General features: G+C 73.8%; 4 protein-coding genes. All 4 read right to left on the bottom strand.

Annotated elements, in window-relative coordinates; translation table 11 throughout:
- Window positions 1-39 precede the first annotated feature (39 nt).
- Complete coding sequence (locus CFP65_RS17210) at window positions 40-20277, bottom strand: non-ribosomal peptide synthetase (RefSeq protein WP_104816934.1); 20238 nt, start codon at window positions 20275-20277, stop codon at window positions 40-42.
- On the bottom strand, window positions 20274-25265 hold the full coding sequence (locus CFP65_RS17205; RefSeq protein ID WP_104816933.1) for a non-ribosomal peptide synthetase: 4992 nt from the start codon (window positions 25263-25265) through the stop codon (window positions 20274-20276). The genes CFP65_RS17210 and CFP65_RS17205 overlap by 4 nt, the downstream gene beginning before the upstream one ends.
- A 143-nt stretch (window positions 25266-25408) precedes the next feature.
- On the bottom strand, window positions 25409-25621 hold the full coding sequence (locus tag CFP65_RS17200) for an MbtH family NRPS accessory protein (RefSeq protein ID WP_104816932.1): 213 nt from the start codon (window positions 25619-25621) through the stop codon (window positions 25409-25411).
- A gap of 95 nt (window positions 25622-25716) precedes the next feature.
- A complete protein-coding gene (locus tag CFP65_RS17195) occupies window positions 25717-26505 on the bottom strand; it encodes a 4'-phosphopantetheinyl transferase superfamily protein (RefSeq protein WP_104816931.1) in 789 nt (262 codons plus the stop codon).
- Window positions 26506-26611 lie beyond the last annotated feature (106 nt).

The following is a 26611-nucleotide window of genomic DNA, read 5'->3' as shown; positions in this document are numbered from 1 at the left end:
GTGCGGCCTCCCGCACCCCTGTTCTGCTTGCTCGGCCGACTACCGGAGGCCGGCGGCCGCGGTGAAGAGGCCGTTCAGGCGGTCGCCCGCCTCGCCGTTGGTCAGGACGACGAAGCCGGTGCCGCGTCCGACCTGGCACAGCGTCATCGCCCGGTGGCCGTCGAGCTCGCCCGCGTGGCCGAACCACGGGTCGCTGCCGGTGGCGTCCACCACCGTGCCGAGGCCGTAGAAGCTGTCGCGGTTCGGCGAGAGCAGCCGGGTCGCGGCGGCGGGGGAGAGCAGGGCCAGCGGACGGCCCAGGTAGGAGCGGCGGACCTCCAGGGCGACCTTGGCCAGGTCGGCCGCGGTGCTCCACAGGCCGGCCGCCGCGACGTCCACCCGGACGTCCCAGCCGCCCGGCAGCGGCGCGCCCTGCGCGTCGTGGCCGAGGGCGACCTCGCGGCCCTGCGGGAAGGACTGCCGGTAGCCGGTGTCCCGCAGGCCCAGCGGCTGGATCACCAGCCGGTCGATCAGCTCCGGGAACTCCTCGCCGGTGGCGTCCACCACGGCCTGCTCCAGCACCGAGAAGTGGATGTTCGCCTTGCGGAAGGCCTCGCCCGGGGCGAGCTCCCGCTCCACCGCCGGGTGGCGGGGGCCGGCCGTGCCGCGCAGCAGGTCGGCCAGGGCCGGGAGCCGCTCGGTGCCGCGCGGGTAGCGGCCGCTGGGGACGACCTTGAGGCCGGAGAGGTGGCCCAGCAGGTGGGCCAGGGTGATCGGCTGGTCCTCGGCGCCGCCCGGCACCTGCCAGGTGGTCAGGTAGCGGTTGACGTCCACGTCCAGGTCGAGCACGCCCTCGTCCACCAGGCGCAGCACGCCCAGCGCGGTGAGGTGCTTGCTGACCGAGCCGACCGGGAAGGCCGTCCGCTCGGTGACCGGCCGGTCGGTGCCGGCCTCGGCCACGCCGTAGCCGTCCACGGCCACCAGCTCGCCGTCCCGGATCACCGCGATGCTCGCGCCGGGCACCCGGTGCTCGGCCAGCGCCTCGACGATCCGCTCGGCCGGCACCTCGTCGCGTCCGAGGACGCGGGCGGGCCTGGCCGCCGCGGCTGCCGCCACCTTGGCCTCCGCTGCCTTGACCTCGAGCACGGCGTCCACCGCGGCGGCCAGCTCGGCGACGGTCTCGTTCTGGTACAGCATCATCAGCGAGACCGGCAGCCCGGCCCGCAGGGCCTCCGAGACCACCTGGATGATCAGGATCGAGTGGCCGCCGAGCTCGAAGAAGCTCCGGTCCACCGCGACCTGCTCCAAGCCGAGCACCTGCTGCCAGATGCCCGCGACGGTGTGCTCGGTCGGCGTGCTCGGGCCGACGAACTCCCGCTCGGGGCCGGCCGCCGGGTCGGGCAGCCGGCGCCGGTCGACCTTGCCGTTGGCGTTCAGCGGCAGTTCGGCCAGCGGGATGTAGACGGCCGGCACCAGGTACTCCGGCAGCCGCTGCAGGAGCGCGGCCCGCAGGTCAGGCAGCTCGCCGGTGGCGACCACGTAGGCGACCAGGCGCCGGTCCTCGCCGTCCTCGCCCAGGGCGAGGACCACGGCCTGCTCGATCGCGGGGAGCGCGGTCAGGGCCGACTCGATCTCGCCGAGTTCGATCCGGTGGCCGCGGATCTTGACCTGGTGGTCGAGGCGGCCGAGGAAGTCGACGTTGCCGTCGGCCAGCAGGCGGGCGAGGTCGCCGGTGCGGTAGAGGCGGGCGCCCGGCTCGCCGAAGGGGTCGGGGACGAAGTGGGTGGCGGTGAGGGCGGGGTTGTTGCCGTAGCCGCGGGCGAGTCCGGTGCCGGCCACGTAGAGCTCGCCGGGGACGCCGACGGGGACGGGCTGCAGGTGCTGGTCGAGGACGTGCATCCGCAGGTTGGGCAGGGCCTTGCCGATCGGCACGATGCCTGCGGGGACGGGCCCGGTCAGCGGGTTGATGCTGGTGCCGACGGAGGCCTCGGTCGGGCCGTACTCGTTGACCAGGCGGCCGGCGCCGAGCCGGTCGATCCAGCGCTGGGCGAGGGTGCCGGGGAGGGCCTCGCCGGCCACCACGATCACCTCGGCCAGCGCACCCGCCTGCTCGGGGGTGATCTGGTGGCTGAGGATCTCCAGGTGCCCCGGGGTGAGCTTGAGGAAGCCGTAGGGTGCTCCGGCCAGCAACTCGGCACCGAGGTCGGTGAGTTCGAGGTCCTGCGGCAGCATCCGGACGGGGCGTCCGGTGAGCAGCGGGGCCCACACGTTGGGGACGACCAGGTCGAAGGCGACGGAGGAGAACACCGCCGAACCGCCTTCACCCCGCGAGGCGAGTTCCTCGGCGGCCCAGCCGAGGTGGTTGAGCAGGCCCTGGTGCGGGATCTGGACGCCCTTGGGGCGGCCGGTGGAGCCGGAGGTATAGATCACGTAGGCCAGGTCGGCGAGGTCGGCGACCGCCGGGGCCGCGTCGACGGCCGGGCCGGGCGCCCCCTGCTCCGCACCCACGACCGGGCCGGCGAAGACCTGCCCGAGCTCGCTCCGGTACGCGTCGGAGGTCAGCAGGGCGGCGGCGCCGGAGTCGGCCAGGGTGTGGCCGAGGCGCTCGGCGGGGTAGGTCGGGTCGAGCGGCACGTAGGTGGCACCGGCCCGCCAGACGCCCAGCAGGCCGGGCAGCAGGTCCAGGCCGCGGTCCAGGACCACGCCGACCACCGCACCGGGGGTGACCCCGGCGCCGCGCAGCCGGCCCGCGACCTCGTCGGCCCGCGCCACCAGCTCCGCGTACGACACGGACTCGGTGCCGGCGAGCACCGCCGGGGCGTCCGGAGTGCGCTCGGCCTGGGCCGCGATCAGCTCCGGCACCGTGGCGGTGCCGTAGTCCGCGACCGGACCGGGCGCGGACTCCCGCAGCTGCTGCGCCTCGCCCTGCGGCAGGTACACCGCCCGGGCGTCCCCGTCCACGTCGGCGGCCATCGAGGTCAGGACGGCGCGGTACATGCCCGCCAGCCGGTCCGCGTTCTCCTGCGACACCGCGTGCGAGTTGGTGTGGAAGGTGAGCCGGCCGGCCTGGACGGCGACGGTCAGCGGGAACTCGTTGGAGCTGAAGCAGAAGTCGAGCCGGCGGTCGGCCGGGCCCTCCTCCGGCTGGTCGAAGTCGATGAAGCTGAAGTAGGCGTCCAACAGGCGGGTGCCGTGGCCCAGTTCGTTCTGGATGGCGGGCATCGGGAAGTGCCGGTGCTCCCACATCCGGGTCTCGCCGTCGAAGACCGAGGCGACCAGCTCGCGCCAGGTGCGGGCCTCGCGGTCGAAGGCGAAGGGCAGCGCATTGAGGCTCATGCCGGCCACCCGGTCGGCGCCGATCAGCTCGGCCCGGGTGTGGGACATCAGGCCGCTGAAGAAGCTCCGCTCGTGGGTGAGCTGGCTCATCACCTTCAGGTGCGCCGAGAAGAGCACGCTCTTCAGCGGGACGCCGGCCCGGGAGGCCAGCGACTCGAGGTCGGGCAGCAGGTCGGGGAACTCGACCAGCTGCCGGATCACCTCGCCCTGGCCCTCCGGGGCGCCGCTCCACGCGGTGGGGAGGGTGAACTTGGGGTGGTCCTCGATCACCGAGCGCCAGTACGAGCGGTCGGCCTCGGAGGCGAGCGCCCGGCGCTCGGCGGCCACGAAGTCCGCGAAGCGGACCCCGGGCGCCTGGTACGGCTCGGGCTGCTGCCCGTCCCGGTGGGCGCGGAAGAGGCCGAGCAGCTCGACCCGCAGCTGGTAGAAGCTCCAGCCGTCCAGGATCACGTGCGACTGGGAGAAGGTGATCTGCCAGCGCCCGCCCGACAACCGGTGCACGAACACCCGCAGTTGCGGCGCGACCCGGTGGTCCAGCGGGGTGGCCGCCTCCCGGTCGAGGAAGGCGCCCAGCACCTGCGGCTCGTCCGCCGCGGTGAGGTGGGTGGAGTCGATGACCTCGAGCGGGACCTCGGCGGTCGCGTGCACCAGCTGCAGCGGCAGCGCGTACGACTCCAGGTCGATCGAGGTGCGCAGGATCTCGTGCCGGGCGGCCAGTTCGGCCAGGGCGCGGCGCAGGGCCGGCTCGTCGAAGGGCTCCTCGGCGGAGAGGCCGACGGTCTTGACGATGTGGTAGTCCTGCTTGCCCTCGCCCGCCAGCATCTCGACCAGCATGCCGGTCTGACCCTGCGTCAGTGGGTAGGCGTCGACCACGTCGGCGGGCAGCCGGTCGCGGTCGGCCGCGTCGATCAGGCCGAACGGGGTGACCCGGGTGCGGGATTCGGAGATCTCGCGCCGCCCGTCCAGGGCCGCCGCGAGGCCGGCCACCGTCTTCTGGGTGAAGACGTCCCGGACGGTGGCGTCGAGGCCGTCGGCGCGCAGCGCGCCGATCAGCGAGACGGCCCGGATGGAGTCGCCGCCGAGGTCGAAGAAGCTGTCCTCGACGCCGATCCGCTCGACCCCGAGCACCTGCTGCCAGATGCCGGTGATCCGCTGCTGCAGCGGGGTGGCGGGCGCGACGTACTCCTGGCGGACCCGGATCGCGTCCGCGCCGGGGGCCGGCAGGGCGCGCTTGTCGAGCTTGCCGTTGGTGGTCAGCGGGATGGCCTCCAGGGCCATGAAGACCGCCGGCACCATGTACTCGGGCAGGGTCTGGCCGAGCAGCTCGCGCAGCTCGGCGGCCTCCGGCAGCTCCTCGCCCAGCGGGACGAGGTAGCCGACCAGCTGCTTCTCGCCCGGCTCGTCCTCGCGCAGCACCACCACCGACTGGCTGACCAGCGGGTGGGCGGTGATCGCGGACTCGATCTCGCCGAGCTCGACCCGGAAGCCGCGGATCTTCACCTGGTCGTCGATCCGGCCGAGGAAGTCCAGGCTGCCGTCGGACTTGCGGCGGGCCAGGTCGCCGGACTTGTACATCCGGGAGCCGGGCTCGCCGAACGGGTCCGGCACGAAGCGCTCGGCGGTCAGCCGCGGGCTGCTGTAGCCGCGGGCCACGCCGGGGCCGGCCACGTGGATCTCACCGGGCACCCCGACCGGCACGAGGCTGCCGGCGGTGTCCAGCAGGTGCACCTTGAGGTCGCTCAGCGGGCGTCCGACGGCGTTGCCCGCGTCCGCCGCGAAGTCCTTCTTGGTGAGGCGGTGGTAGGTGGTGTGCACGGTGGTCTCGGTGATGCCGTACATGTTGACCAGCGCGGTGCGGCCGAGGCTGCGGCGCTCGACCCACGGCTTCAGCTCCGGGATCTCCAGCTTCTCGCCGGCGAACACCACGGCCCGCAGCGAGAGTTGCTTGATCCGCGGGTCGTCGGCCACGGCCGCGGTGACCAGCGAGCGGAAGGCGGTGGGGGTCTGCGAGAGCACGGTGACCTCCTCGTCGACCAGCAGGTCGAGGAAGTCCTCCGGCGAGCGGGCGGTGTCGGCGGTCACCAGGACCACCCGGCCGCCGTTGGCCAGTGCCGCCCAGAGCTCGAAGACCGAGACGTCGAAGGCGTAGCTGTGCGACATGCTGAACACGTCGGAGTCGTCGAAGGCGTAGTGCTCCTGGGCGGTGGAGACCAGCCGGGCGACGTTGGTGTGCGTCACCTGGACGCCCTTGGGGCGGCCGGTCGAGCCCGAGGTGTAGATGGTGTACGCCAGGTGCTCGGCGCCGCCGGCGTTCAGCGGCTGCGCCACCGGCTGGGCGGCGATCAGCTCGGCCTCGGCCGCGTCGTCCAGGACGACGGCGCTGCCGCGGTAGAACTCGCGCAGCTTCGGCTCGCAGGCGGTGGTGGTCACCACGACCTCGGTGCGGGCATCCTCGGCGATGTACGCGAGGCGGTCCACCGGGTTGACCGGGTCGAGCGGCAGGTAGCCGGCGCCGGACTTGAGCACGCCGATCAGGGTGGGGATCAGGTGCTCGTCGCGCTCCAGGCAGACGCCGACCAGCTTCTCCGGGCCGGCGCCGAGCGCCTGCAGGCGGTGCGCGAGCCGGCTGGACCGCTCGTCCACCTCCCGGTAGGTGAGGGTGGTGCCGCCGGCCGTGACGGCCGGCTCGTCCGGCGTCCGGGCGGCCTGCTCGGCGAAGATCCGGTGCAGGGTGAGGCCCGCGTCGGCGGTGACGGCCCGGCCCTCGCCGCCGAGCAGCCGCTCGCGCTCGCCGGCGGGCAGGTACACCGTGAGGGCGTCGCCCTCCGGGTCCTGTGCCATCTGTTCCAGCACTGCTCGGTACATGCCCGCGATCCTTTCCAGGTTGTCGGCGCTGATGGCGGCGGAGTGGCTGCTGAGGTGCAGCCGGTCGCCGCGGTTGTGGACGGTGAGGCCGATGCCGGCCTCGACGGGGGCGTTGCTGATCCGCTTGCCCGTGTCGACCATGTCGCTGTCCACCTGGTGGAAGTCCAGGTAGTTGAAGTACACGTTGACCAGGCGCTCGCCGCGGGCCGCGCGCTGGATCAGCGGCATCGGGTAGCGGCGGTGCGGCCACATCTCCACCTCGCGGGCGAAGACCCCCTGGACCAGCTCGCGCCAGGTGCGGGCGCCGCGGTCGAAGGCGAACGGCACGGTGTTCAGGTACATCCCGTACACCCGGTCCGCGCCGAGCTCCTCGACGCGGGTGTCGCAGACCAGGCCCGAGTGGAAGGCGGGCGCGTCGGTCAGCTGGCTCATCACCTTGAGGTGGGCGGCGTGCAGCACCGCCTTGAGCGAGACCTCGGCCGAGGAGGCCAGGGTGCGCAGCCGCGCCCCGAGGTCCTCGAACGGCACCTGGCCGTAGACCGGCTTGGGCTCGGTGGTGGTGTCGGCGCCCTGGTTGACCAGCAGCAGCGGGGTGTGGCCGCCGATGATCCGGTCCCAGTACTCCCGGTCCTCGGTGCCGGCGACGGCCTTGAGCTCGACGGCGACGGTGTCCGCGAAGCGCACCTCCGGCAGCGCGGTGAACTCCGGCTCCCGGCCGGCGGCCAGGCTGCGGTAGGTCTCAAGCAGCTCCATCAGCAGCAGGTGGTAGCTCCAGCCCTCGGTGACCACGTGGCACTGGGTGAAGGTGAGCCACCAGGCGTCGTCGCTCTCCAGGTGGACGTGGATGCGCAGCAGCGGGGCGCTGGTGAGCGAGAAGATCTCGGCGCGCTGGCGGGCCACGTACTCCTGGAGGATGCCGACCGCCTCCTCCTGCTCGATCCCGCGCAGGTCGGCCATGCCGACCGGGATGCGCGAGCTCGGGTGGACGAGCTGCATCGGGACGGAGAAGTCCGTCAGGTGGATCGAGGTGCGCAGCACCTCGTGCCGCGCGGCGAGCAGCTCGGCCGCCTGCCGCAGGGCGTCCAGCGAGAAGGCCGTCTCGTCCTTGATCCGGAAGGTGTTGACGATGTGGTAGACGTTCCGGCTGCTGTCGGCCAGCATCTCGACCAGCATGCCGACCTGGTTCTGGGTCATCGGGTAGGCGTCGGCGAGGCCGCCGGGCAGCGCGGCCCGGTCCTGCTCCGGCACCAGCTCGAACGGCTGGACGAGGCGTCGGTCCTCGGCCGTCAGCAGCGGACGGTCTGCCAGCTGCTCGCAGAGGCGGGCCACCGTGCGGGAGTCGAAGATGTCCCGGACGGTCGCGTCCCAGCCCTCGGCGCGCAGCCGGCCGACCAGTGAGACGGCCCGGATGGAGTCGCCGCCCAGGTCGAAGAAGTTGTCCTCGACGCCGAGCCGGTCGGTGTCCAGCACGTCCTGCCAGATGGCGCAGACCTGCTGCTCGAACGGGGTGCGCGGGGCCACCGTCTCGTCCTGGGTGAACGCCTCGTGCGAGGGGGCCGGCAAGGCGCGCCGGTCCAGCTTGCCGTTGGCGGAGAGCGGGACGGCGTCGACGGTGACGAAGGCGACCGGCACCATGTACGCGGGCAGCGAGCGGGCCAGCCACTCGCGCAGCTCGCGCGGCCCGGCGGTCTCCTCGCCGGCCGGCACCAGGTAGCCGACCAGGCGCTTGTCGCCCGGGGTGTCCTCGCGGAGCAGCACCACGGCCTGGCGCACCAGCGGGTGCTCGGCCAGCGCGGCCTCGATCTCGCCCAGCTCGATCCGGTAGCCGCGGACCTTGACCTGGTCGTCGATCCGGCCGAGGAAGTCCAGGCTGCCGTCGGCCCGCCAGCGGGCCAGGTCGCCGGTGCGGTAGAGGCGGCTGCCGTCGGCCGCGAACGGGTCCGGCACGAAGCGCTGCGCGGTCAGGCCGGGTCGGCCCAGGTAGCCGCGGGCCACGCCCACGCCGCCCGCGTAGAGCTCGCCGGGCACGCCCAGCGGCACCGGGTCGCCGTGCTCGTCGAGCACGTGCAGCCGGAAGTTGCGGACGGGGGCGCCGATCGGCACCCGGCCGTTGGTCACCTGCTCGGGGCCGGTCAGCTGGGCGTGCGTGATGTCGTCCGAGCACTCGGTCGGCCCGTACGCGTTGACCAGCGGGATCTGCGGGTAGCGGGCGAACCAGCGGCGGCACAGCTCGGCCGGCAGCTCCTCGCCCGTCACCATCACCCGGCGCAGCAGCGGGAGCTCGGGGGCCTCGGCCCCCGCGTCCCAGGCGTCGAGCGCGGAGCGCAGCAGCGAGGGGACGACCTCCAGGATGGTGACCCCGTCCTGCACGACCTGGCCGAACAGCGCGGTCGGGTCGAGCGCGGTCTCCGGCGCGGTGATCCGCACCCGGCCGCCGACGGCGATCGCCGCGAACATCTGCCACACCGAGATGTCGAAGCTCAGCGAGGCGTTCTGGGTCACGGTGTCGGCGCTGGTCAGCGCCAGGTCCTCGATCTTGGCCCAGAGGTGGTTGCCCATCCCGAGCCGGTGCACGAGCACGCCCTTGGGGCGGCCGGTCGAGCCCGAGGTGTAGATGGTGTAGGCGAGGTTGTCGGGGGTGGCCGTCGGCTCCGGGTTCTCCGGCGACTCCTCGGCCCACTCCTGCGGCCGGTCAAGCAGGACCAGTCGGACGTCCGCGCCGGCGGCCAGCTCGGCCGAGGCTCCCTCGGTGACCAGCACCTGCACGTCCGCGTCCTGGAGCAGGTACGAGACCCGCTCCGCGGGCAGCCGCGGGTCGATCGGCAGGTACGCGCCGCCCGCCTTCAACACCGCCGCGATGGCGGTCAGTTGCTCGATCGAGCGCTCGGCGCAGATGCCGACCACGCGCTCCGGGCCGACGCCGAGGCGGGCCAGGTGGTGCGCGAGGCGGTTGGCGTTCTCGTTCAACTCCCAGTAGCTGACCGAGCCGTGGTCGTCCACCACGGCCGTCCGGTCGGGGGAGACGGCGGCGTGCCACTCCAGCAGGGCGGGCACGTCGGCCTCGACCGGCTGGGCCGAGGTGGCCGTCCACTGCTCGAGGAGCAGTGCGCGCTCGGCCTCGGCCAGGAAGGCGCCGGCGGTCGGGCCCTCGGCGTCGGCGGCCATCGCGGTCAGCACGGCCCGGTACATCCCGGCCAACCGCTCGGCGGCGGCCCGGCTGATCACGTGGGTGTTGGTGCTGAGCGAGATGTGCTCGCGGCTGCAGTGCACGGTGAGGTCGAACTCGGTCTGCGAGTCGCCGACCCGCGGGCCGTCGCCGACCGAGCCGGCGTCCACCTTCGCGAAGTCGAAGTAGTTGAAGATGACGTTGACCAGGCGCTCCCCGCCGCCGCGCAGCCGGGCCACGGCCGGCATCGGGTAGCGGCGGTGCGGCCAGAGCGCGATCTCCTGGTCGAAGACCTGCCGGACCAGCCCGAGCCAGCTGTCGGCGGGGCGGTCCACCGCGAACGGCAGCGTGTTCAGGTGCATGCCGTAGACCTTGTCCGCGCCCAGCAGTTCGGGGCGGGCGTCGGTGATCAGGCCGAAGTGGAAGCCGGGCTCGGCGCTGAGCTGCGCCATCACCTTGACGTGCGCGGCGAGCAGCACGCTCTTGGCCGAGGTGCGGGCCCGCTGGGCGAGCGCCTGCAGCGGCTCGGCCAGGTCGGCGAGGCTGATCCGATGGTCGTACTCCTCGCGCGGCTGCTCGGTGTCGGCCCAGCCCTCGGGGAGGGCGAACGGCACCCGGCCGTCCACCACGGACTGCCAGTAGCCGCGGTCCTCCTCGGAGGCCAGCGAGTCGAGCTCGGCCGCGATGAAGTCCGCGTAGCGGACCGGGCTGCCCTGCCAGGGCGCGGGCTCCCGGCCGTCCCGGTTGTCCCGGTAGGCGGTCAGCAGCTCGCCCAGCAGCGCGTGGTGGCTCCAGCCCTCGTGGGTGGCGTGCGGCTGGGTGAGCGTCAGCCAGTAGGCCTGGTCGCTCTCCAGCGCGATGGTCACCCGCAGCAGGGGAGCGGCGGCCAGGTCGAACGGAGCGGCCTTCTCCTGCTCCAGCAGGGCCTTCAGTGCGCTGCGCCGCTGCTCGGCGCCGAGGCCGCGCAGGTCGTGCACGGCCAGCGGGGGCGCCACCTCGGCGTGCACCAGCTGCATCGGGACGGAGTAGCCGGCCAGGTCCATCGAGGTGCGGAGCATCTCGTGGCGGGCGAGCACGGTGGCCAGCCCGGCGCGGAAGGCCGGCTCGGAGAAGCGGGCGTTCTCCTGGACGCGGTGCGCGGCCACCGAGTGGTACGCCGCGGTGTCCGAGCCCGGGAGCATCTCGACCAGCATGCCGATCTGCACCTGCGAGAGCGGGTACGCGTCGGTGACCCCGGCCGGCAGCTTGGCCCGGTCGGCCTCGCCGATCAGCGCGAACGGGGCGACCGGCTCGGCCTGGCGGCCCAGTGCCGAGCGGCCCGCGACGGCCTCGCACAGCCCCGCGACCGTCCGGTGCTCGAAGACGTCGCGCACGGCGGCGTCCACTCCCTCGGCGCGCAGCGCGCCGATCAGGGCGATCACCCGGATCGAGTCGCCGCCGAGCTCGAAGAACCCGTCGTGCACCCCGATCTTCGGCAGGCCGAGCACCTCGGCCCAGATCGCCGCGACCCGCTGCTCGACCGGCGTCCGGGGCGCGGTGTACGAGCGGGTCGCCACCTCGTCGGCGGCGGGCAGCGCGGCGCGGTCCAGCTTGCCGTTGGCGGTCAGCGGCAGGGCGTCCAGCGGGACGTAGACGGCCGGGACCATGTACTCGGGCAGGGTGGTGGCGCAGTGCGCCGCCAGGTCGGGCAGCTCGCCGTCGACCACCACGTAGGCGACCAGGCGCTTGTCGCCGGGGTTCGGCTCGTCGGCGATCACGGCCACGTCCTGGACGGCCGGGTGGGCCGCCAGCGTGGTCTGGATCTCGCCGAGTTCGATCCGGTGGCCGCGGATCTTGACCTGGTGGTCGAGGCGGCCGAGGAAGTCGACGTTGCCGTCGGCCAGCAGGCGGGCGAGGTCGCCGGTGCGGTAGAGGCGGGCGCCCTCGGAGGTGAACGGGTCGGGGACGAAGTGGGTGGCGGTGAGGGCGGGGTTGTTGCCGTAGCCGCGGGCGAGTCCGGTGCCGGCCACGTAGAGCTCGCCGGGGACGCCGACGGGGACGGGCTGCAGGTGCTGGTCGAGGACGTGCATCCGCAGGTTGGGCAGGGCCTTGCCGATCGGCACGATGCCGGGGGCCTGGGGAGCGGCGAGCGGGTTGATGCTGGTGCCGACGGAGGCCTCGGTGGGGCCGTACTCGTTGACCAGACGGTCGTCGCCGAGCCAGTCGATCCAGCGGGCGGCGAGGGCGCCGGGCAGGGCCTCGCCGGCCACCACGATCTGGTGGGCGAGGGTGTGGGCCTGCTCGGGGGTGATCTGGTGGCTGAGGATCTCCAGGTGGCCGGGGGTGAGCTTGAGGAAGCTGTAGGGCGCTCCGGCCAGCAGCTCGGCACCGAGGTCGGTGAGCTCGAGGTGCTGGGGGAGCATCCGGACGGGGCGTCCGGTGAGCAGCGGGGCCCACACGTTCGGGACGACCAGGTCGAAGGCGACGGAGGAGAAGACGGCGGAGCCGCCCTCGCCGTGGCTCGCGAGGTCGCGGGCGGCCCAGCCGAGGTGGTTGAGCAGGCCCTGGTGCGGGATCTGGACGCCCTTGGGGCGGCCGGTGGAGCCGGAGGTGTAGATCACGTACGCCAGGTCGGCGAGGTCGGCGTGGGTCGCGGGCGCCTCAGCCGCCAGGCCAGGCGCATCCTTCTCCGCACGTACGACAGGACCATCGAAGACCTTCCCGAGTTCGCTCTCGTAGGTGGCGGAGGTCAGCAGGGCGGCCGCCGCGGCGTCGCGCAGGGTGTGGCCGAGGCGCTCGGCGGGGTAGGTCGGGTCGAGCGGCACGTAGGTGGCACCGGCCCGCCAGACACCGAGCAGGCCGGGCAGCAGGTCCAGGCCGCGGTCCAGCACGACACCCACCACGGAGCGCGGGGTGACCCCGGCGGCGCGCAGGCGGGCGGCGACCTGGTCGGCGCGGGCGAGGAGCTCGGCGTAGCTGAGCGAGTCGGGGCCGGCCAGGACGGCGGGGGCGTGCGGGGTGCGCTCGGCCTGAGCGGCGATCAGCTCCGGCACCGTCTGCGTGCCGTAGTCCGCCACCAGACCAGGCGCAGCCTCCTGCAGCCACTGTGCCTCACCATCCGGCAGGTACACCGCACGGGCGTCTCCGTCCACATCGGTTGCCATGGCTTCCAGGACGGCGCGGTACATGCCCGCCAGCCGGTCCGCGTTCTCCTGCGACATCGCGTGCGAATTGGTGCGCAGGGTCAGGATGTTGTTGAGCGTGGTGACGCCGAGCGAGAACTCCGTGGAGCTGGTGTTGAGGCCGCCGGCCCCGCCGGTGCTCTCGTCGGTGATCTCCTCCGAGTCGACGCCCGCGAAGTCCAGGTAGCTGAAGAACGCGTCGATCAGCCGGCTGCCCTTGGCCAGGTCGGCCTGGATGACGGGCATCGGGAAGTGGCGGTGCGCCCACATCCGGGCCTCGCCGTCGAAGACGGCGGTGACCAGCTCGCGCCAGGTGCGGGCCTCGCGGTCGAAGGCGAACGGGACGGTGTTGAGCAGCATGCCGAGCAGCCGCTCGGCGCCCGGGGCCTCCGGGCGGGTGTGGCAGACCACGCCGGTCTGGAAGGTGGCCTCGTGGGTGAGCTGGCTCATCACCTTGAGGTGGGCGGCCAGCAGCACGCTCTTGAACGAGACGCCCGCCGCGGCGGCGGTGGCCCGCAGGCCGGGCTCCAGGTCGGTGAAGCGCAGGCCCGAGCGCACCTTCTGCGCCGGCTGCGAGAGGTCGCCGTGCCAGACGGCCGGCAGCGCGAGCCGCGCGTTGTTCTCCACCACGTCCTGCCAGTAGCCGCGGCTCTCCGCGGAGCCCAGCGCGGCGAGCTCCGCCGCCACCGAGTCCGCGAACCGGGCCGTGCCGGTCTCGGCCGGCTGGGTCGGCAGACCGTCCCGCAGCTGCCGGTAGCACTCGACCAGCTCGGTCAGGAACAGGTGGTAGCTCCAACCGTCCAGCGTCGCGTGGCTCTTGGTGAAGGTGCAGCGCCAGCCGGCGTCGTCGTGCAGGTGCACGAAGATGCGCAGCATCGGCTTGGCCTCGGCCACGTCGAACACCCGGGCCTGCTCGTCGGCGACGAAGCACTCCAGCTCGATCTTCTGCAGCTGCGCGGGGAGTTCGCGCAGATCGGCCAGGCCGGTCTCGATCTCGACCGCCCGGTGCACCAGCTGCATCGGGACGGAGTAGCCCTCGAGGTCGAAGGAGGTGCGCAGGATGTCGTGCCGCTGACCGACCAGCTCGACGGCCCGGCGGAACGCGTCCAGCTCGAACGGCCGCTCGTCGGCGATCAGGAAGGAGGCGACGTCGTGGTAGGTGTTGCCGCTGTCCGAGGCCAGGGTCTCGACCAGCATGCCGAGCTGGTTCTGCGAGAGCGGGTAGGCGTCGGAGAGGCCCTCGGGCAGCTTCGCGCGGTCGGCGGCGCCGATCAGCGCGAAGGCCGCGACGGTGGAGTCGGCCTCGGTGACGGCCGAGCGCCCGGCCAGGACGGCGGCCAGACCGGCCACCGTGCGCTGCCCGAAGACGTCCCGGACGCCCAGGTCCAGGCCCTCGGCGCGGAGCCGGCCGACCAGCGAGACGGCGCGGATGGAGTCGCCGCCGAGGTCGAAGAAGCTGTCCTCGATGCCGACCTGCTCGGCGCCGAGCACCTCGGCCCAGAGGCCGGCGATCTGCCGCTCCAGCGAGGTGCGCGGGGCGGTGTACTCGCGGCCGGCCCGCAGCGCGCTGCCGTCGGGGGCGGGCAGCGCGGCCTTGTCCAGCTTGCCGTTGGCGGTCAGCGGGATCCGGTCGAGGGCCACGAAGGCGGCGGGCACCATGTACTCGGGAAGGAACTGCCGCGCGTACTCGGCGAGTTCGGCGCCGACGCCCACATGGTAGGCGACCAGCATCGGGTCGGCGCCCGTGGTGGTGACCACCACCCGGGCCTCCTCGACGCCCGGGGCCGCGGCCAACACGGCCTCGATCTCGGTGAGTTCGACCCGGTAGCCGCGGATCTTCACCTGGTCGTCGCGGCGGCCCAGGAAGTCGGCGTCGCCGCTCGGCAGCAGCCGGACGAGGTCGCCGGTGCGGTAGAGGCGGGCGCCGGGGGCGCCGTACGGGTCCGGGACGAAGCGCTCGGCGGTCATCCCGGGGCGGCCGGCGTAGCCGCGGGCCAGGTTGGCGCCGCCGATGTAGAGCTCGCCGGGCACGCCGGCCGGGACGGGCTCCAGGTGCTCGTCCAGGACGAACATCGAGGTGCCGGGCACCGAGCGGCCGATCGGGGCGGTCTCGGCCGCGATCTCGCCGTGGATGTCGAAGACGGAGTTGCCGACGGTGGCCTCGGTCGGGCCGTACTCGTTGACCACCCGGCCGCCGCCCAGCAGCGCGCACCAGCGGGCGGCGCTGCGGGCGGAGAGCGCCTCGCCGCCGACCACCAGGGTGCGGGTCAGGCCGGCCGCCGAGTCGCCGAACTGGCGCTCGAGCAGCTCGAGGTGGCCCGGGGTCAGCTTGAGGAAGTCGAACGGCGCGGCGGCGGTGAGGGCCCGGCCGAGGTCGGCGAGGTCGAGCTCCTCGGCGTAGACGTGCACCGGGCGGCCCGCCGTCAGCGGCACCCACAGGGTGGGGACGACGAGGTCGAAGGCGACCGAGGAGAACAGCGCGGTGCCGCCCTGCTCGGCCTGCTGGTCCAGGTAGTCGGCCGCGGCGAAGCCGAGGTAGCCGGCCAGGGCGCGGTGGCTGATCTGGACGCCCTTGGGCTGGCCGGTGGAGCCGGAGGTGTAGATGAGGTAGGCGAGGGTGTCCAGGTCCTCGGTGCGCTCGGGGGCGGTGGCCGGGAGGGCGGCGATCGCCTCGGCCTCCCGGTCGATCGCCACGAGGGCGGTGGAGGCGGGTGCCGAGCCGGCCAGCCGGTCGGCGGTCTCGCCCTCGGTGACCAGGGCGGCCACCGCCGCGTCGGCCAGCATGAACGAACTGCGCGCGTCGGGAGTGGAGTTGTCGATCGGCAGGTAGGCCGCGCCGGTCTTCCAGGCGGCCAGCAGGGCCACCAGCAGCTCGGTGCCGCGCGGCAGCCGGACGGCCACCACCGACTCCGGGCCGGCCCCGGCCGCCCGCAGGCGGTGCGCCAGGCGGTTGGCGCGGGCGTCCAGCTCCGCGTAGGAGAGCGAGTCGAGCTGCTCGCCGAGCGGGCCGCGCGCCGTCACGGCGAGGGCCTCGGGGGTGCGGGCGGCCTGCGCCTCGACCAGCGCGAGGGTGGAGGTCCCGGCGGGCTCGCCGGGCGTCACCGCCCAGTCGCCGAGCAGCAGTTCGCGCTCGCCGGCGGGCAGGTGGGCGGCGCGGGCGTCGCCGTCCGGGTCGGCGGCCATCGCCGCCAGGACGCTGCGGAACATGCCCGCGATCCGCTCGCAGGCCGCGCGGCCGAGCACCCGGCTGTCGGCGGTCAGGATGATGTGGCCGGCCCGCGAGGAGATGGTCAGCGGGAACTCGGTCGGGCTGTCGTCGCTGCCGTCCAGGCCGATCAGGCCGGAGTCCAGCTGGTGGAAGTCCTGGTAGTTGAAGAACACGTCGACCAGGCGGCGGCCGGCTCCGGCCTCCCGGCTGATGGCCGGCATCGGGTACCGGCGGTGCGGCCAGAAGCCCACCTCGCGGTCGAAGGCCTGGCGCACCAGCGCCCGCCAGCTGCGGGCGGTGCGGTCGAAGGCGAACGGGACGGTGTTGAGGTACATGCCGTACACCCGGTCGGCGCCGAGCACCTCGGGGCGGGCGTCGCAGACCAGGCCGACGTAGAACGAGGCCTCCTCGGTGAGCTGGCTCATCACCTTGCCGTAGGCGGCGACGAAGACGCTCTTCAGCGGCACGTCGGCCTGCACGGCCAGCTCCCGCAGGTCCGCCTCCAGATCGGCCCAGGAGGCCTCGACCTGCAGCTTGGCGCCGTCACCGGCACTGTCGCCGAGGTCGGCGGGCAGGTCGAACCGGCTGTTCTCCTGCACGACTGACCGCCAGAAGGCGCGGTCCTCCGCCGACTCCAGCGACTGCCGCTCGGCGCCGATGAAGTCGGCGAAGCGCAGCGCGGGGGCGAGGTGGGGCTCGAGCTCCAGGCCGTCGCGCAGGCGTCCGTAGACCTCGAGCAGCTCCATCAGCAGGGAGTGGTGGCTCCAGCCCTCCAGGATCGGGTGGCACTCGGTGGCGGAGATCCAGTAGCCGCCGTCGCCGGTGTCGTGCACGTAGAAGCGCATCAGCGAGGGCACGGCCAGGTCGAAGAGCTCGGCGCGCTGGGCGGCCGAGAAGGCCTGCAGCTCGGCGGCGGTCTCCTCGGCGGTGAGCCCGCGCAGCTCGCGCCCGCCGACCGGCAGGGTGGCGGCGGCGTGCACCAGCTGGAGCGGCTCGGAGTAGCCGGAGAGGTGGATCGAGGTGCGCAGGATCTCGTGACGATCCGTCAGGATTGCGCCGGCGGCCTGGAAGGCGGCCAGCGAGAACGGCTGCTCGTCGTTGATTCGGAAGGTGGTGACGTTGTGGTAGAGGTTGCGGCTGTCGTCGGCCAGCATCTCGACCAGCATGCCGATCTGGTTCTGCGAGAGCGGGTACGCGTCCACGGCGTCGGCCGGCAGCGCGGCCCGGTCGGCCTCGCGGATCAGCGCGAACCGCTCGACCCCGGCCTCCTCGCCGACGGCGCCGCGGCCGCCCGCGAGGGCGGCCAGCGAGGCCACCGTGCGGTGCACGAAGACGTCCCGGACGGCGAGGTCGAAGCCCTCGGCGCGCAGCGCGCCGACCAGGGCGACGGCCCGGATGGAGTCACCGCCGAGGTCGAAGAAGCCGTCGTCCACGCCGACCCGGTCGACGCCCAGGACGGACTGCCAGACGGCCGCCATCCGCTGCTCCTCCAGCGTCCGGGGGGCCCGGAACTCCCGGCGGCCGCGCAGCGCGTCGCGGTCCGGCGCGGGCAGCGCGCGCTTGTCCAGCTTGCCGTTGGTGGTCAGCGGCAGGGCGTCCAGCAGCACGTAGGCGGCGGGCACCATGTACGGGGGCAGCGAGGTGGCGGCGTGCGCCGCGAGCTCCTCGGGGGTGGGCTGCTGCTCGCCGGCCACCAGGTAGCCGACCAGCTGCTTGTCGCCCGGCAGGTCCTCGCGGACGACCACGGCGACCTGGCGCACGCCCGGGTGGGCGGCCAGCACGGCCTGGATCTCGCCGAGCTCGATCCGGTAGCCGCGGATCTTCACCTGGTCGTCGATCCGGCCCAGGAACTCCAGGCTCCCGTCCGCCAGTCGGCGGGCCAGGTCACCGGAGCGGTACAGCCGGGAGCCGTCGCCCGCGAACGGGTCCGGCACGAAGCGCTCGGCGGTCAGCCGCGGGCTGCTGTAGCCACGGGCCACGCCGGGGCCGGCCACGTGGATCTCGCCGGGGACGCCGATCGGGGCGGGGTTGCCGTGCCGGTCGAGCAGGTGGATCCGCAGGTCGGCCAGCGGGCGGCCGATCGCGTTGCCCGCGTCGGTGGCCAGGTCGCGCTCGGTGATCCGGTAGTAGGTGGAGTGCACCGTGGTCTCGGTGATGCCGTACATGTTGACCAGGGCGATCCGGCTCAGGCCGAGCCGGTCCGTCCACGGGCGCAGCTCCGGGATCTCCAGCTTCTCGCCCGCGAACACGACGGCGCGCAGGGCGAGTTCGTCGATCCGGGGGTCGCCGTCGGCGGCGGCCGCGACCAGCGAGCGGAAGGCCGTCGGGGTCTGCGAGAGCACGGTGACCCGCTCGGCGACCAGCAGGTCGAGGAAGTCCTCGGGGGAGCGGGTGGTCTCGGTGGGCACCACGACGAGGGTGCCGCCGTGGGCCAGGGCGCCCCACATCTCGAAGACCGAGACGTCGAAGGCGAAGGAGTGCGACATGCTGAACACGTCGGCGGGGGTGAAGCCGTAGTGCTCGTGCGCGGTGCTCATCAGCCGCACCACGTTGGCGTGGGTCAGCCGGACGCCCTTCGGGCGGCCGGTCGAGCCCGAGGTGTAGATGGTGTAGATCAGGTTGTCCGGGCCGGCCAGCGGCTCCGGGTCGGTGGCCGGGAGGCCGGCCAGCTCCTCGTTCTCGTCCAGCGCCACGAGCCGGCCGTCGAAGTCGAGCGTCGGGGCCAGGTCGGTGGTGGTCAGCAGCAGGGCGGTGTCGGCGTCCCGCAGCACGTAGGCCAGGCGGTCGGCCGGGGCGGCCGGGTCGAGCGGCAGGTAGCCGGCGCCGGACTTGAGCACGCCGAGCAGGGCGGGCAGCAGGTGCTCGCCGCGCTCCAGGCAGACGCCGACCAGCTGGTCGGGGCCGGCGCCGGCGGCGCGCAGCAGGTGGGCGATCTTGTTGGCGCGCTCGTTCAGCTCGCCGTAGGTCAGGGCGGTGGCCCCCGCGACCACCGCCGGAGCGTCGGGGGTGGTGGCGGCCCACTGCTCGAAGAGCCGGTGGGCCGTGTCTGTCACCAGGTGCGCGTCGCCGTCCGACTGCTCGATGACCACGGCCAGTTCGGCCGCGTCCAGCAGGCCCAGCCGGGAGACGGGCAGCGCCGGGTCGGCGGTGGCGCTCTCGAGCAGGAGGGTCAGGTGGCGGACGAAGCGCTCGATCGTGCTGCGGTCGAACAGCGCGGTGGAGTACAGGAACTGGCCGCTCAGGCTGCCGTCCGGGGCGGTCAGCAGCTGCAGGGTGAGGTCGCACTTGGCCACGCCGTCGCCCTCGCCGAAGCGCTCGGCGGCCAGCCCGGCGAAGTCGAAGGCGGCGAGCCGCTCCTCGTGCATGGTGAAGGCGACCTGGTAGAACGGCGTGCGGGAGAGGTCGCGCTCGGGGGCGAGCTCGGCGACCAGCTGCGCGAACGGCACCTGCTGGTGGTCGAAGGCGTCCAGCACCGCGCCGCGCCCGGCGGCGATCAGCTCGGAGAACGACGGGTCGCCCTCCCAACGGGCGCGCACCACCAGGTTGTTGATGCAGTAGCCGATGAGGTGCTGGAGCTCGGGCCGGTTGCGGCCGGAGACCACGGTGCCGACGGGCACGTCGGTGCGGCCCGTCCAGCGGGAGACCAGCGCCTGGAAGGCGGTCAGGTAGACCACGTACGGGGTGGTGTTGTGCGCCTTGGCGAGGGCGCGGACCCGGTCGGCCAGGCCCTCGGCCAGCGGGAAGGTGATCTCGTCGCCCTGGTGGGTGCGGATCAGCGGGCGCGCCCGGTCGGCGGGCAGGTCGGTCGGCTCGATCTCGGCCAACTGCGTGCGCCAGTAGGAGAGCTGGCGCTCCAGCTCGGGGCCGGCCAGCTGCTCGCGCTGCCAGAGCGCGTAGTCGGCGTACTGGATCTGGGTGGCGGCCGGGGCGGCCGGCCGCCCCTGGACGGCGGCCGAGTAGAACTCGCTCAGGTCGGCGCCGAACACGCCGGTGGACCAGGCGTCGCAGGCGATGTGGTGGAAGACCACGCCGAGCACGTGGTCGTCCTCGGCGAGCCGGAGCAGGACCGCCCGGACGGGCCACTCCTCGGCCAGGTCGAACGGGGTGGCCAGCTCACGGGTGAGCAGCTCCAGGGCGGCGGCCTCGCGGCGCTCCGCCCCCAGGCCGGAGAGGTCGATGCCGGGCAGCTCGACGGGGGCCGGGGCGTCGATCACCTGGACCGGCGAGCGGTCCACGGCGGCGTACCGGGTGCGCAGGATCTCGTGCCGGTCCAGCACCTGCTGCCAGGCCCGGGCCAGCGCGTCCCGGTCGAGGCCGCCGCGCAGCCGCAGGGCCAGCGGGACGAGGTACTCGTTGCTCTCCGGCTCCAGCCGGTTGAGGAACCACATCTGCTGCTGGCCGTGGCCGAGCGGCAGGTCCTGGCTGCGGTCGGCGGTGCGGATCCCGGTGCGACCGGCGGCCGCGCCGGCGGCCCGGCGGCCCGCCAGCCGGTCCTGCAGCAGCCTCTCGCGCAGCGACTGCGCGGTGCTCACCGGGACCGATGCGCTCGCGTCGGTGCTCATGCGTGGTGCTCCTTCGGAAGGATCGAGTCCGCCTGGATCTCGGAGTCGGAAAGCTGGTCGATTTCGGTACGGATCCGCTCCTCGACCACCAGCGCCAGACCGGCGATGGTCGGGGCCTCGAAGATGACGCGGACGGGAAGGTCGAGCTGGAACAGGTCCTGCAGGTTCGCGATCAGCCGGATCGCCAGGATCGAGTTGCCGCCGGTGTAGAAGAAGTTGTCGTGCACGCCCACGCGCACGCCCAGCAGTTCGGTCCAGATGCCGAGGATGTGCTCCTCGACGATGTTGCGCGGGCCGGTCTGCTCCGCGGCCTCGGCTTCGGCGGGCACCGGGTCGGGGAGGCGTCCCCGGTCGACCTTGCCGTTGGCGTTCAGCGGCATCGCGGCGAGCTCGGTGAAGCTGGTCGGCACCATGTACTCGGGCAGGCGGGCGGCGCAGTGCGCGGCGAGGTCGGGGAGTTCGCCGTCCAGCACCACGTACGCGGCCAGCGCCAGACCGCCGGAGGGCTGGGTCACCGTGACCACGGCGGCCTCCCGGACGGCCGGGTGGTCGAGCACCGCGGCCCGGACCTCGCCGAGCTCGATGCGGTAGCCGCGCACCTTGACCTGGTCGTCGTTGCGGCCGAGGAACTCGACCACGCCCTCGGGCAGCCAGCGGGCCTGGTCGCCGGTGCGGTAGAGCCGGCTGCCCGGCTCGCCGTACGGGTCCGGAAGGAAGCGCTCGGCCGTCAGCGCCGGGCGGCCGAGGTAGCCGCGGGCCACCCCGGTGCCGCCGACGTACAGCTCGCCGGGGGCGCCGACCGGGACGGGACGCATGGTCTCGTCCAGCACCCGCATGATCATGCCGGGCAGCGGCCGGCCGATCGGCACGGTGTCGTAGCCGACGGGCGCGGTGAGCGGGAGGATGCAGGTGCCGACGGAGGCCTCGGTGGGGCCGTACTCGTTGACCAGCCGGTCGGCGCCGAGCCAGCCGGCCCAGCGGTCGGCCAGCGTGCCCGGCAGGGCCTCGCCAGCCACCACGACCACCCCGGCCAGGGCGGCGGCCTGCTCGGCCGTGACCTGGTGGGTGATGATCTCCAGGTGACCCGGGGTCAGCTTGAGGAAGCTGAACGGGCCGGCCTCGACCAGGCGGCGGCCGAGCTCCTGGCCGTCCAGGTCCTGCGGCAGGATCCAGACCCGCTGGCCGACGGTCAGCGGCGCCCAGATGTTCGGCACCACCAGGTCGAAGGCGGCGGAGGAGAACAGCGCGCTGCCGCCCTCGCCCCTGCCCGCCAACTCGGCGGCGGCCCAGCGGACGTGGTTGGCCAGGCCGCGGTGCGAGACGGCGACGCCCTTGGGGCGGCCGGTCGAGCCGGAGGTGAAGATGGCGTAGGCCAGCCCGTCCGGGTCGGCCGGGGCGGCGGGCGCGGTGGCCGGGAGGGCGGCGAGCCCGGAGGCGTCACGGTCGAGGTCGACCAGCGGGCGGGCGCCGTCGAAGCGGTCGGCGTGGCCGTGGCCGGTGACCACGGCGGCCGCGCCGGCCTCGTCGAGCATCCGGGAGATCCGCTCGGCCGGGAAGGACGGGTCGAGCGGGATGTACGCCGCGCCGGCCCGCCAGACCGCCAGCAGAGCGGTGACCAGCTCGGCGCCGCGGTCGAGCAGCACGCCGACGGCACGCTCCGGGCCGGCCCCCAGCTCGGTCAGGTGGTGCGCCAACCGGTTGGCGGCGGCGTCGAGTTCGGCGTAGGTGAGGGAGAAGCCCTCGCCCGCCACCGCGACGGCCTCCGGCGTGGCGGCGGCCTGCCGGGCGATCTGCTCGGGCACGGTCAGCTCCGGCTGCTCGCCCGGGGCGGTGCCCCAGACGGCCAGCTGGGCCAGGTCCTCGGAGCTGAGGATGGGCAGCTCGGCGAGCGGCTGAGCGGGGGCGGCGACGGCCGCGGCGAGCAGGCGGCACAGGTGCCCGGCCAGCCGGGCGACGGTGCCCTCCTCGAACAGCCGGTTGTCGTACTCGAGGCCGCCGATCAGCGAACCATCGGGCTGGGTACGGAGGTTGAGGGTCAGGTCGGTGTGGGTGGCCTGCCAGAGGCGCTTGAGCAGCTCGGGGTCGTCCTGCTCGTCGATCAGGCCGTTGAACTCGCCGTCGTGCAGGTCGAAGGCGACCTGGAAGATCGGGGTGCGGGAGAGGTCGCGCTCGGGGGCGATGTCCTCGACCAGCCGGTCGAAGGGCAGATCCTGGTGCGAGAACGCGGTGGTGGCGCTCTGCCGGACGGCCGCCAGGGCCTGCTCGAAGGAGAGCCCGGCGTCCAGGCGGCAGCGCAGCACCAGGCTGTTGAGGAAGAAGCCGACGACGTGCTCGGTCTCGGGGCAGTCCCGGCCGGAGACGGGCGTGCCGACCGGCACGTCCCACTGGCCGGTGTGGCGGGCGAGCACGGTGGCGTACGCGGTGAGCAGCGCCATGAACGGCGTGGCGCCCTTGCTGCGGCCGAGCTCCAGGAACGGACCGGCGACCTCGGCGGGCACCTCGAACGGGACGACCGAGCCGCGGCCGTCGCGGATCGCCGGGCGGGGGTGGTCGGTCTGCAGCTCCAGCGGGGTGAAGCCCGCCAGCTCCTCGCGCCAGTGGGCGAGTTCGCGCTGCAGTACGTCGTCGGTGAGCTGCTTCTGCTGCCAGGCGGCGTAGTCCGCGTACTGGATCGGCAGGGCGGGCAGGTCGGCGGTGCGGCCGGTGCGGTGGGCGTCGAGCAGCTCGCGGAACTCGCGCTCCAGGACGGCGGTGGACCAGCCGTCGGTGGCGATGTGGTGCAGCATGATGCCGAGCCGGCTGTCGCCGCCGGGCTCGGGGCTGTGCACCAGCACGGCGCGCAGCAGCGGCCCGGTGGCCAGGTCGAAGCCGATCGCCTGGTCCTCGCCGAGCAGGGCGTGGAAGTGCTCCACGTCGCCGGTGGAGACCCGCAGCGTGACGGGGGCCGGCGGGTCGATGACCTGGACGGGCTCGCCGTCCACCAGCGGGAAGCGGGTGCGCAGGGCCTCGTGCCGCTCGACCAGCGAGTCCAGCACAAGCTGGGCGGCCGCCGCGGTGACCTCGCCGGTCAGCCGCAGCACGATGCCGGCCACCCACTCCGGGCCGCCGGGGTTCATCCGGTCGACGAACCAGAGGCGCTGCTGCCCGTACGAGAGCGGCAGCGGGCCGGTGCGCGGCACCGGACGCGGGCCCTGGGGCTGCCCGGCGGAGAGCAGCTCGGCCTGGGCGGAGAGGGTGGTGGCACCGAAGAAGCCGCGCAGCTGGACGTCGGCGCCGGTGGCGGCGCGCAGCCGGGAGACCAGGCGGGTGAGCTGCAGCGAGGTGCCGCCGAGCTGGAAGAAGTCGTCGTCCAGGCCGACCTGGTCGATCTTGAGGACCTCCTGCCAGGTGGCGGCGACGGCGCGCTCGGCGGGGGTGACGGGGGCCCGGTGGACGGGGCGCCCGGCGGCGTCCAGCGAGCCGGGGACGGGCAGGGCGCGGCGGTCGACCTTGCCGGTCGAGCCGAGCGGCAGCGCGTCGAGCAGTACGAAGCTGCTGGGGATCTGGCTGGCCGGCAGGCGCTGGAGCAGGAACTGCCGCAGCTCGCCGAGCTCCAGGCCGGGCCGGGCCACCAGGTAGGCGGCGAGCCGCTTGCCGCCGTCCGGGGCCTCGTACGCGGCCACGGCCGCGCCGGTCACCCCGGGGTGGGCGGCGAGGGCGTGCTCGACCTCGGCGGGCTCGATCCGGACGCCGTTGACCTTGACCTGGTCGTCGATCCGGCCCAGGTACTCCAGCACGCCGTCGCGGCGCCAGCGGACGCGGTCACCGGTGCGGTAGAGCCGGGAGCCGTCGCCCGCGAACGGGTCGGGGACGAAGCTGGCGGCGGTCAGCGCGGGACGGCCGAAGTAGCCGCGGGCCACACCGGTGCCGCCGGCCAGCAGTTCGCCGGCGGTGCCGGGGCCGACCGGGCGGCCGGCCTGGTCCACGACCAGCGCGCGCAGGCCGCGGATCGGGCGGCCGATCGGGATCGGGCCGGTGAGCTGGGCGGGGTCGACCTGGTGGGCCGTCACGTCGATCGAGCACTCGGTGGGGCCATAGGTGTTCCAGACCGTCACCGAGACCTTCTCCAGCACCCGCTGGACGAGCTCGGCGTGCAGCGGCTCACCAGCGGAGAAGACCAGGCGCAGCGAGGCGCAGTCGGCCAGCGCGGGCTCCTCGGCGATCAGCCGGAGCACCGAGGGCACCACCTGCAGGACGGTCACGCCGCGGTCGCGGATCGCGCCGACCATGGCGGCCGGGTCGCTCTCCGCGCCGAGCGGGGCGAGCACGACCGCGCCACCGCTGGTGAGCGGCCCGAAGACCTCCCAGCAGTGCGCGTCGAAGGTCACGGTGGTCTTCTGCAGCACCCGGTCCTCGGGGCCGAGCCCGCAGGTGCCGACGGCCCAGGCCACGCGGTTGGCGATGCCGGCGTTGCTGACCACGACGCCCTTGGGCTCACCGGTGGAGCCGGAGGTGTGCAGGATGTACGCGGCGTTCGCCGGGTGGGCGGCGACGGCGGGCAGCTCGGTGGGCAGCGCCTCCAGCTCGGAGCGGACGGCGTCCGGGATGACCGGGCGCGCACCCGCGCCCCGGATCACGCCGGCGGTCTCGGTCTCGGTCAGCACGATGCCGGCGCCGGTGCGGCGCAGCAACTTGGTGAGCAGCTGGGGGTGCAGGTCGGGGGTGAACGGCAGGTACGCGCCGCCGGCCCGCCAGACGCCGAGCAGGGCGACGACCAGGTCCAGGCCGCGGTAGAGGCAGACGCCGACCGGCACGTCCGGGCCGACGCCGAGCGAGATCAGGTAGTGGGCGAGCTGGTTGGCGCGGGCGTCGAGCTGGGCGTAGGTGGTGGTGTGGTCCCCCTCGACGACCGCGACCGCATCCGGAGTCAGCGACGCCTGGCGCGCGACGAGCGAACTGATGAGGAGGGGCTCGTCCTGGCGCGCACCCGTCCGTGACTCGGCATTCATGCTTGGAGCTCCTGGTCCGTGGATCGTTCTGCTTCGGTGTGTCTGGTCCGGACGGAGCCGGAAGGGGCGCCCTGGCGCAGGGCCTCCCGGTACCGTCCGGACCACGGGCCCGGATGGGGGCTGGGTCGGTGGACGGCGGTGGATCAGCCGGCCGTCGCCATGCGCTCGCGCAGGCTGAGCGGGCGCATGTCCGTCCACACCTCGTCGATGTGGGCGAGGCAGGTCTCGCGGTCGCCCTCGGTGCCCTCGGCGCGCCACCCGCCGGGCAGCTCGCGGTCGGCGGCCCAGATCGAGTACTGCTCCTCGTGGTTGAGGACGACCTTGTAGAGCCGGTTGTCGACGTTCTGCTCACTCATGGGGTTCTCCATCAATCGCGTTGTTGGGTTCCTGGCCTCTCCCAGAGCCTGTCCGGGCGGCCAATATTCGTTCTCTAAGCGGGCGATGACGCGGGTCACGCACCCGGCAGCCGGTCGACGCCGTACTCGTGGGTCAGGACCTCGCCGGTGCTGCCCTGTTCGCGGGCGAGTGCGCCGTAGAGCTCCGGGCCGATGTCCGGTTCCTCGAGGATCCAGCGGCCTGGGCCGGGGGCGACGCCGTAGTCGACGAGCACCGGTCCCGGCAGTTGGGGGTGGACCTCGATCCGGCAGAGGTCCGCCGCGAGGCCGACGCCGACGGCCTTGACGACCGCCTCCTTGCGGGTCCAGCAGCGCAGGAAGACCGCCCGCTGGGCGGCGGGGTCGGTCTGGGCGCGCAGGTGGGCGAGTTCCCGCTCGGTGAAGGCCAGCGGGGCGGTGAGCTCCGGGTCGACCCTGGGCTTGGCCTCCAGGTCGACGCCGATCTGCCGGCCCGCCGTGACGGCGAGCAGCCAGTGCCCGTCCGAGCGCGAGAGGTTGAAGGTCAGCCCGGTCGGCGGCCACACCACGCTCGGCGGGCCGTGGGCCGGGTCGGCGCACTCCGGGCAGAGCGTCCGGCCGAGCCTGAGCTCGGCCGGGTCGGTGTCCAGGTAGCCGGCCAGGATCCGTCGGGTGCCGACGTGGGCCGCCGCGTAGGAGGCGGCCGCGGACTTGCCGTGCAGCAGGCGGACGCGGTTGCGTTCGGCTGCGGACAGCAGGGCCAGCTCCTCCGGTGCGACCTCGTCGACGGACGTGCCCAGCCAGATGTGCGCCGCGCCGTCCGCGAAGGTCTCCGTCGGGTGCGGGCCGGTCAGTTCCTCACCTCTGGTCAGTGAGTGGCTTGCCACAGCTCCCCTCCGTTGTGGTGCGGGTGATCGGAACGTGCCCCAGCCTGGGCAGACCCGCTATGAGGCTGCTATCCGAGTGCTATCGACCGTCCATACGAGGGCCGGT

The organism is Kitasatospora sp. MMS16-BH015 (assembly GCF_002943525.1).
Lineage (GTDB): Bacteria > Actinomycetota > Actinomycetes > Streptomycetales > Streptomycetaceae > Kitasatospora.
The sequence above is the reverse complement of the archived record's forward strand: the minus strand, read 5'-3'. Positions and strand labels throughout refer to the sequence as shown.

Bases quoted from the DNA above. Each gene is read 5' to 3' on its own strand.
- CFP65_RS17210 (WP_104816934.1), bottom strand. From the start codon at position 20,277: ATGAGCACCGACGCGAGCGCATCGGTCCCGGTGAGCACCGCGCAGTCG.
- CFP65_RS17200 (WP_104816932.1), bottom strand. From the start codon at position 25,621: ATGAGTGAGCAGAACGTCGACAACCGGCTCTACAAGGTCGTCCTCAAC.
- CFP65_RS17205 (WP_104816933.1), bottom strand. From the start codon at position 25,265: ATGAATGCCGAGTCACGGACGGGTGCGCGCCAGGACGAGCCCCTCCTC.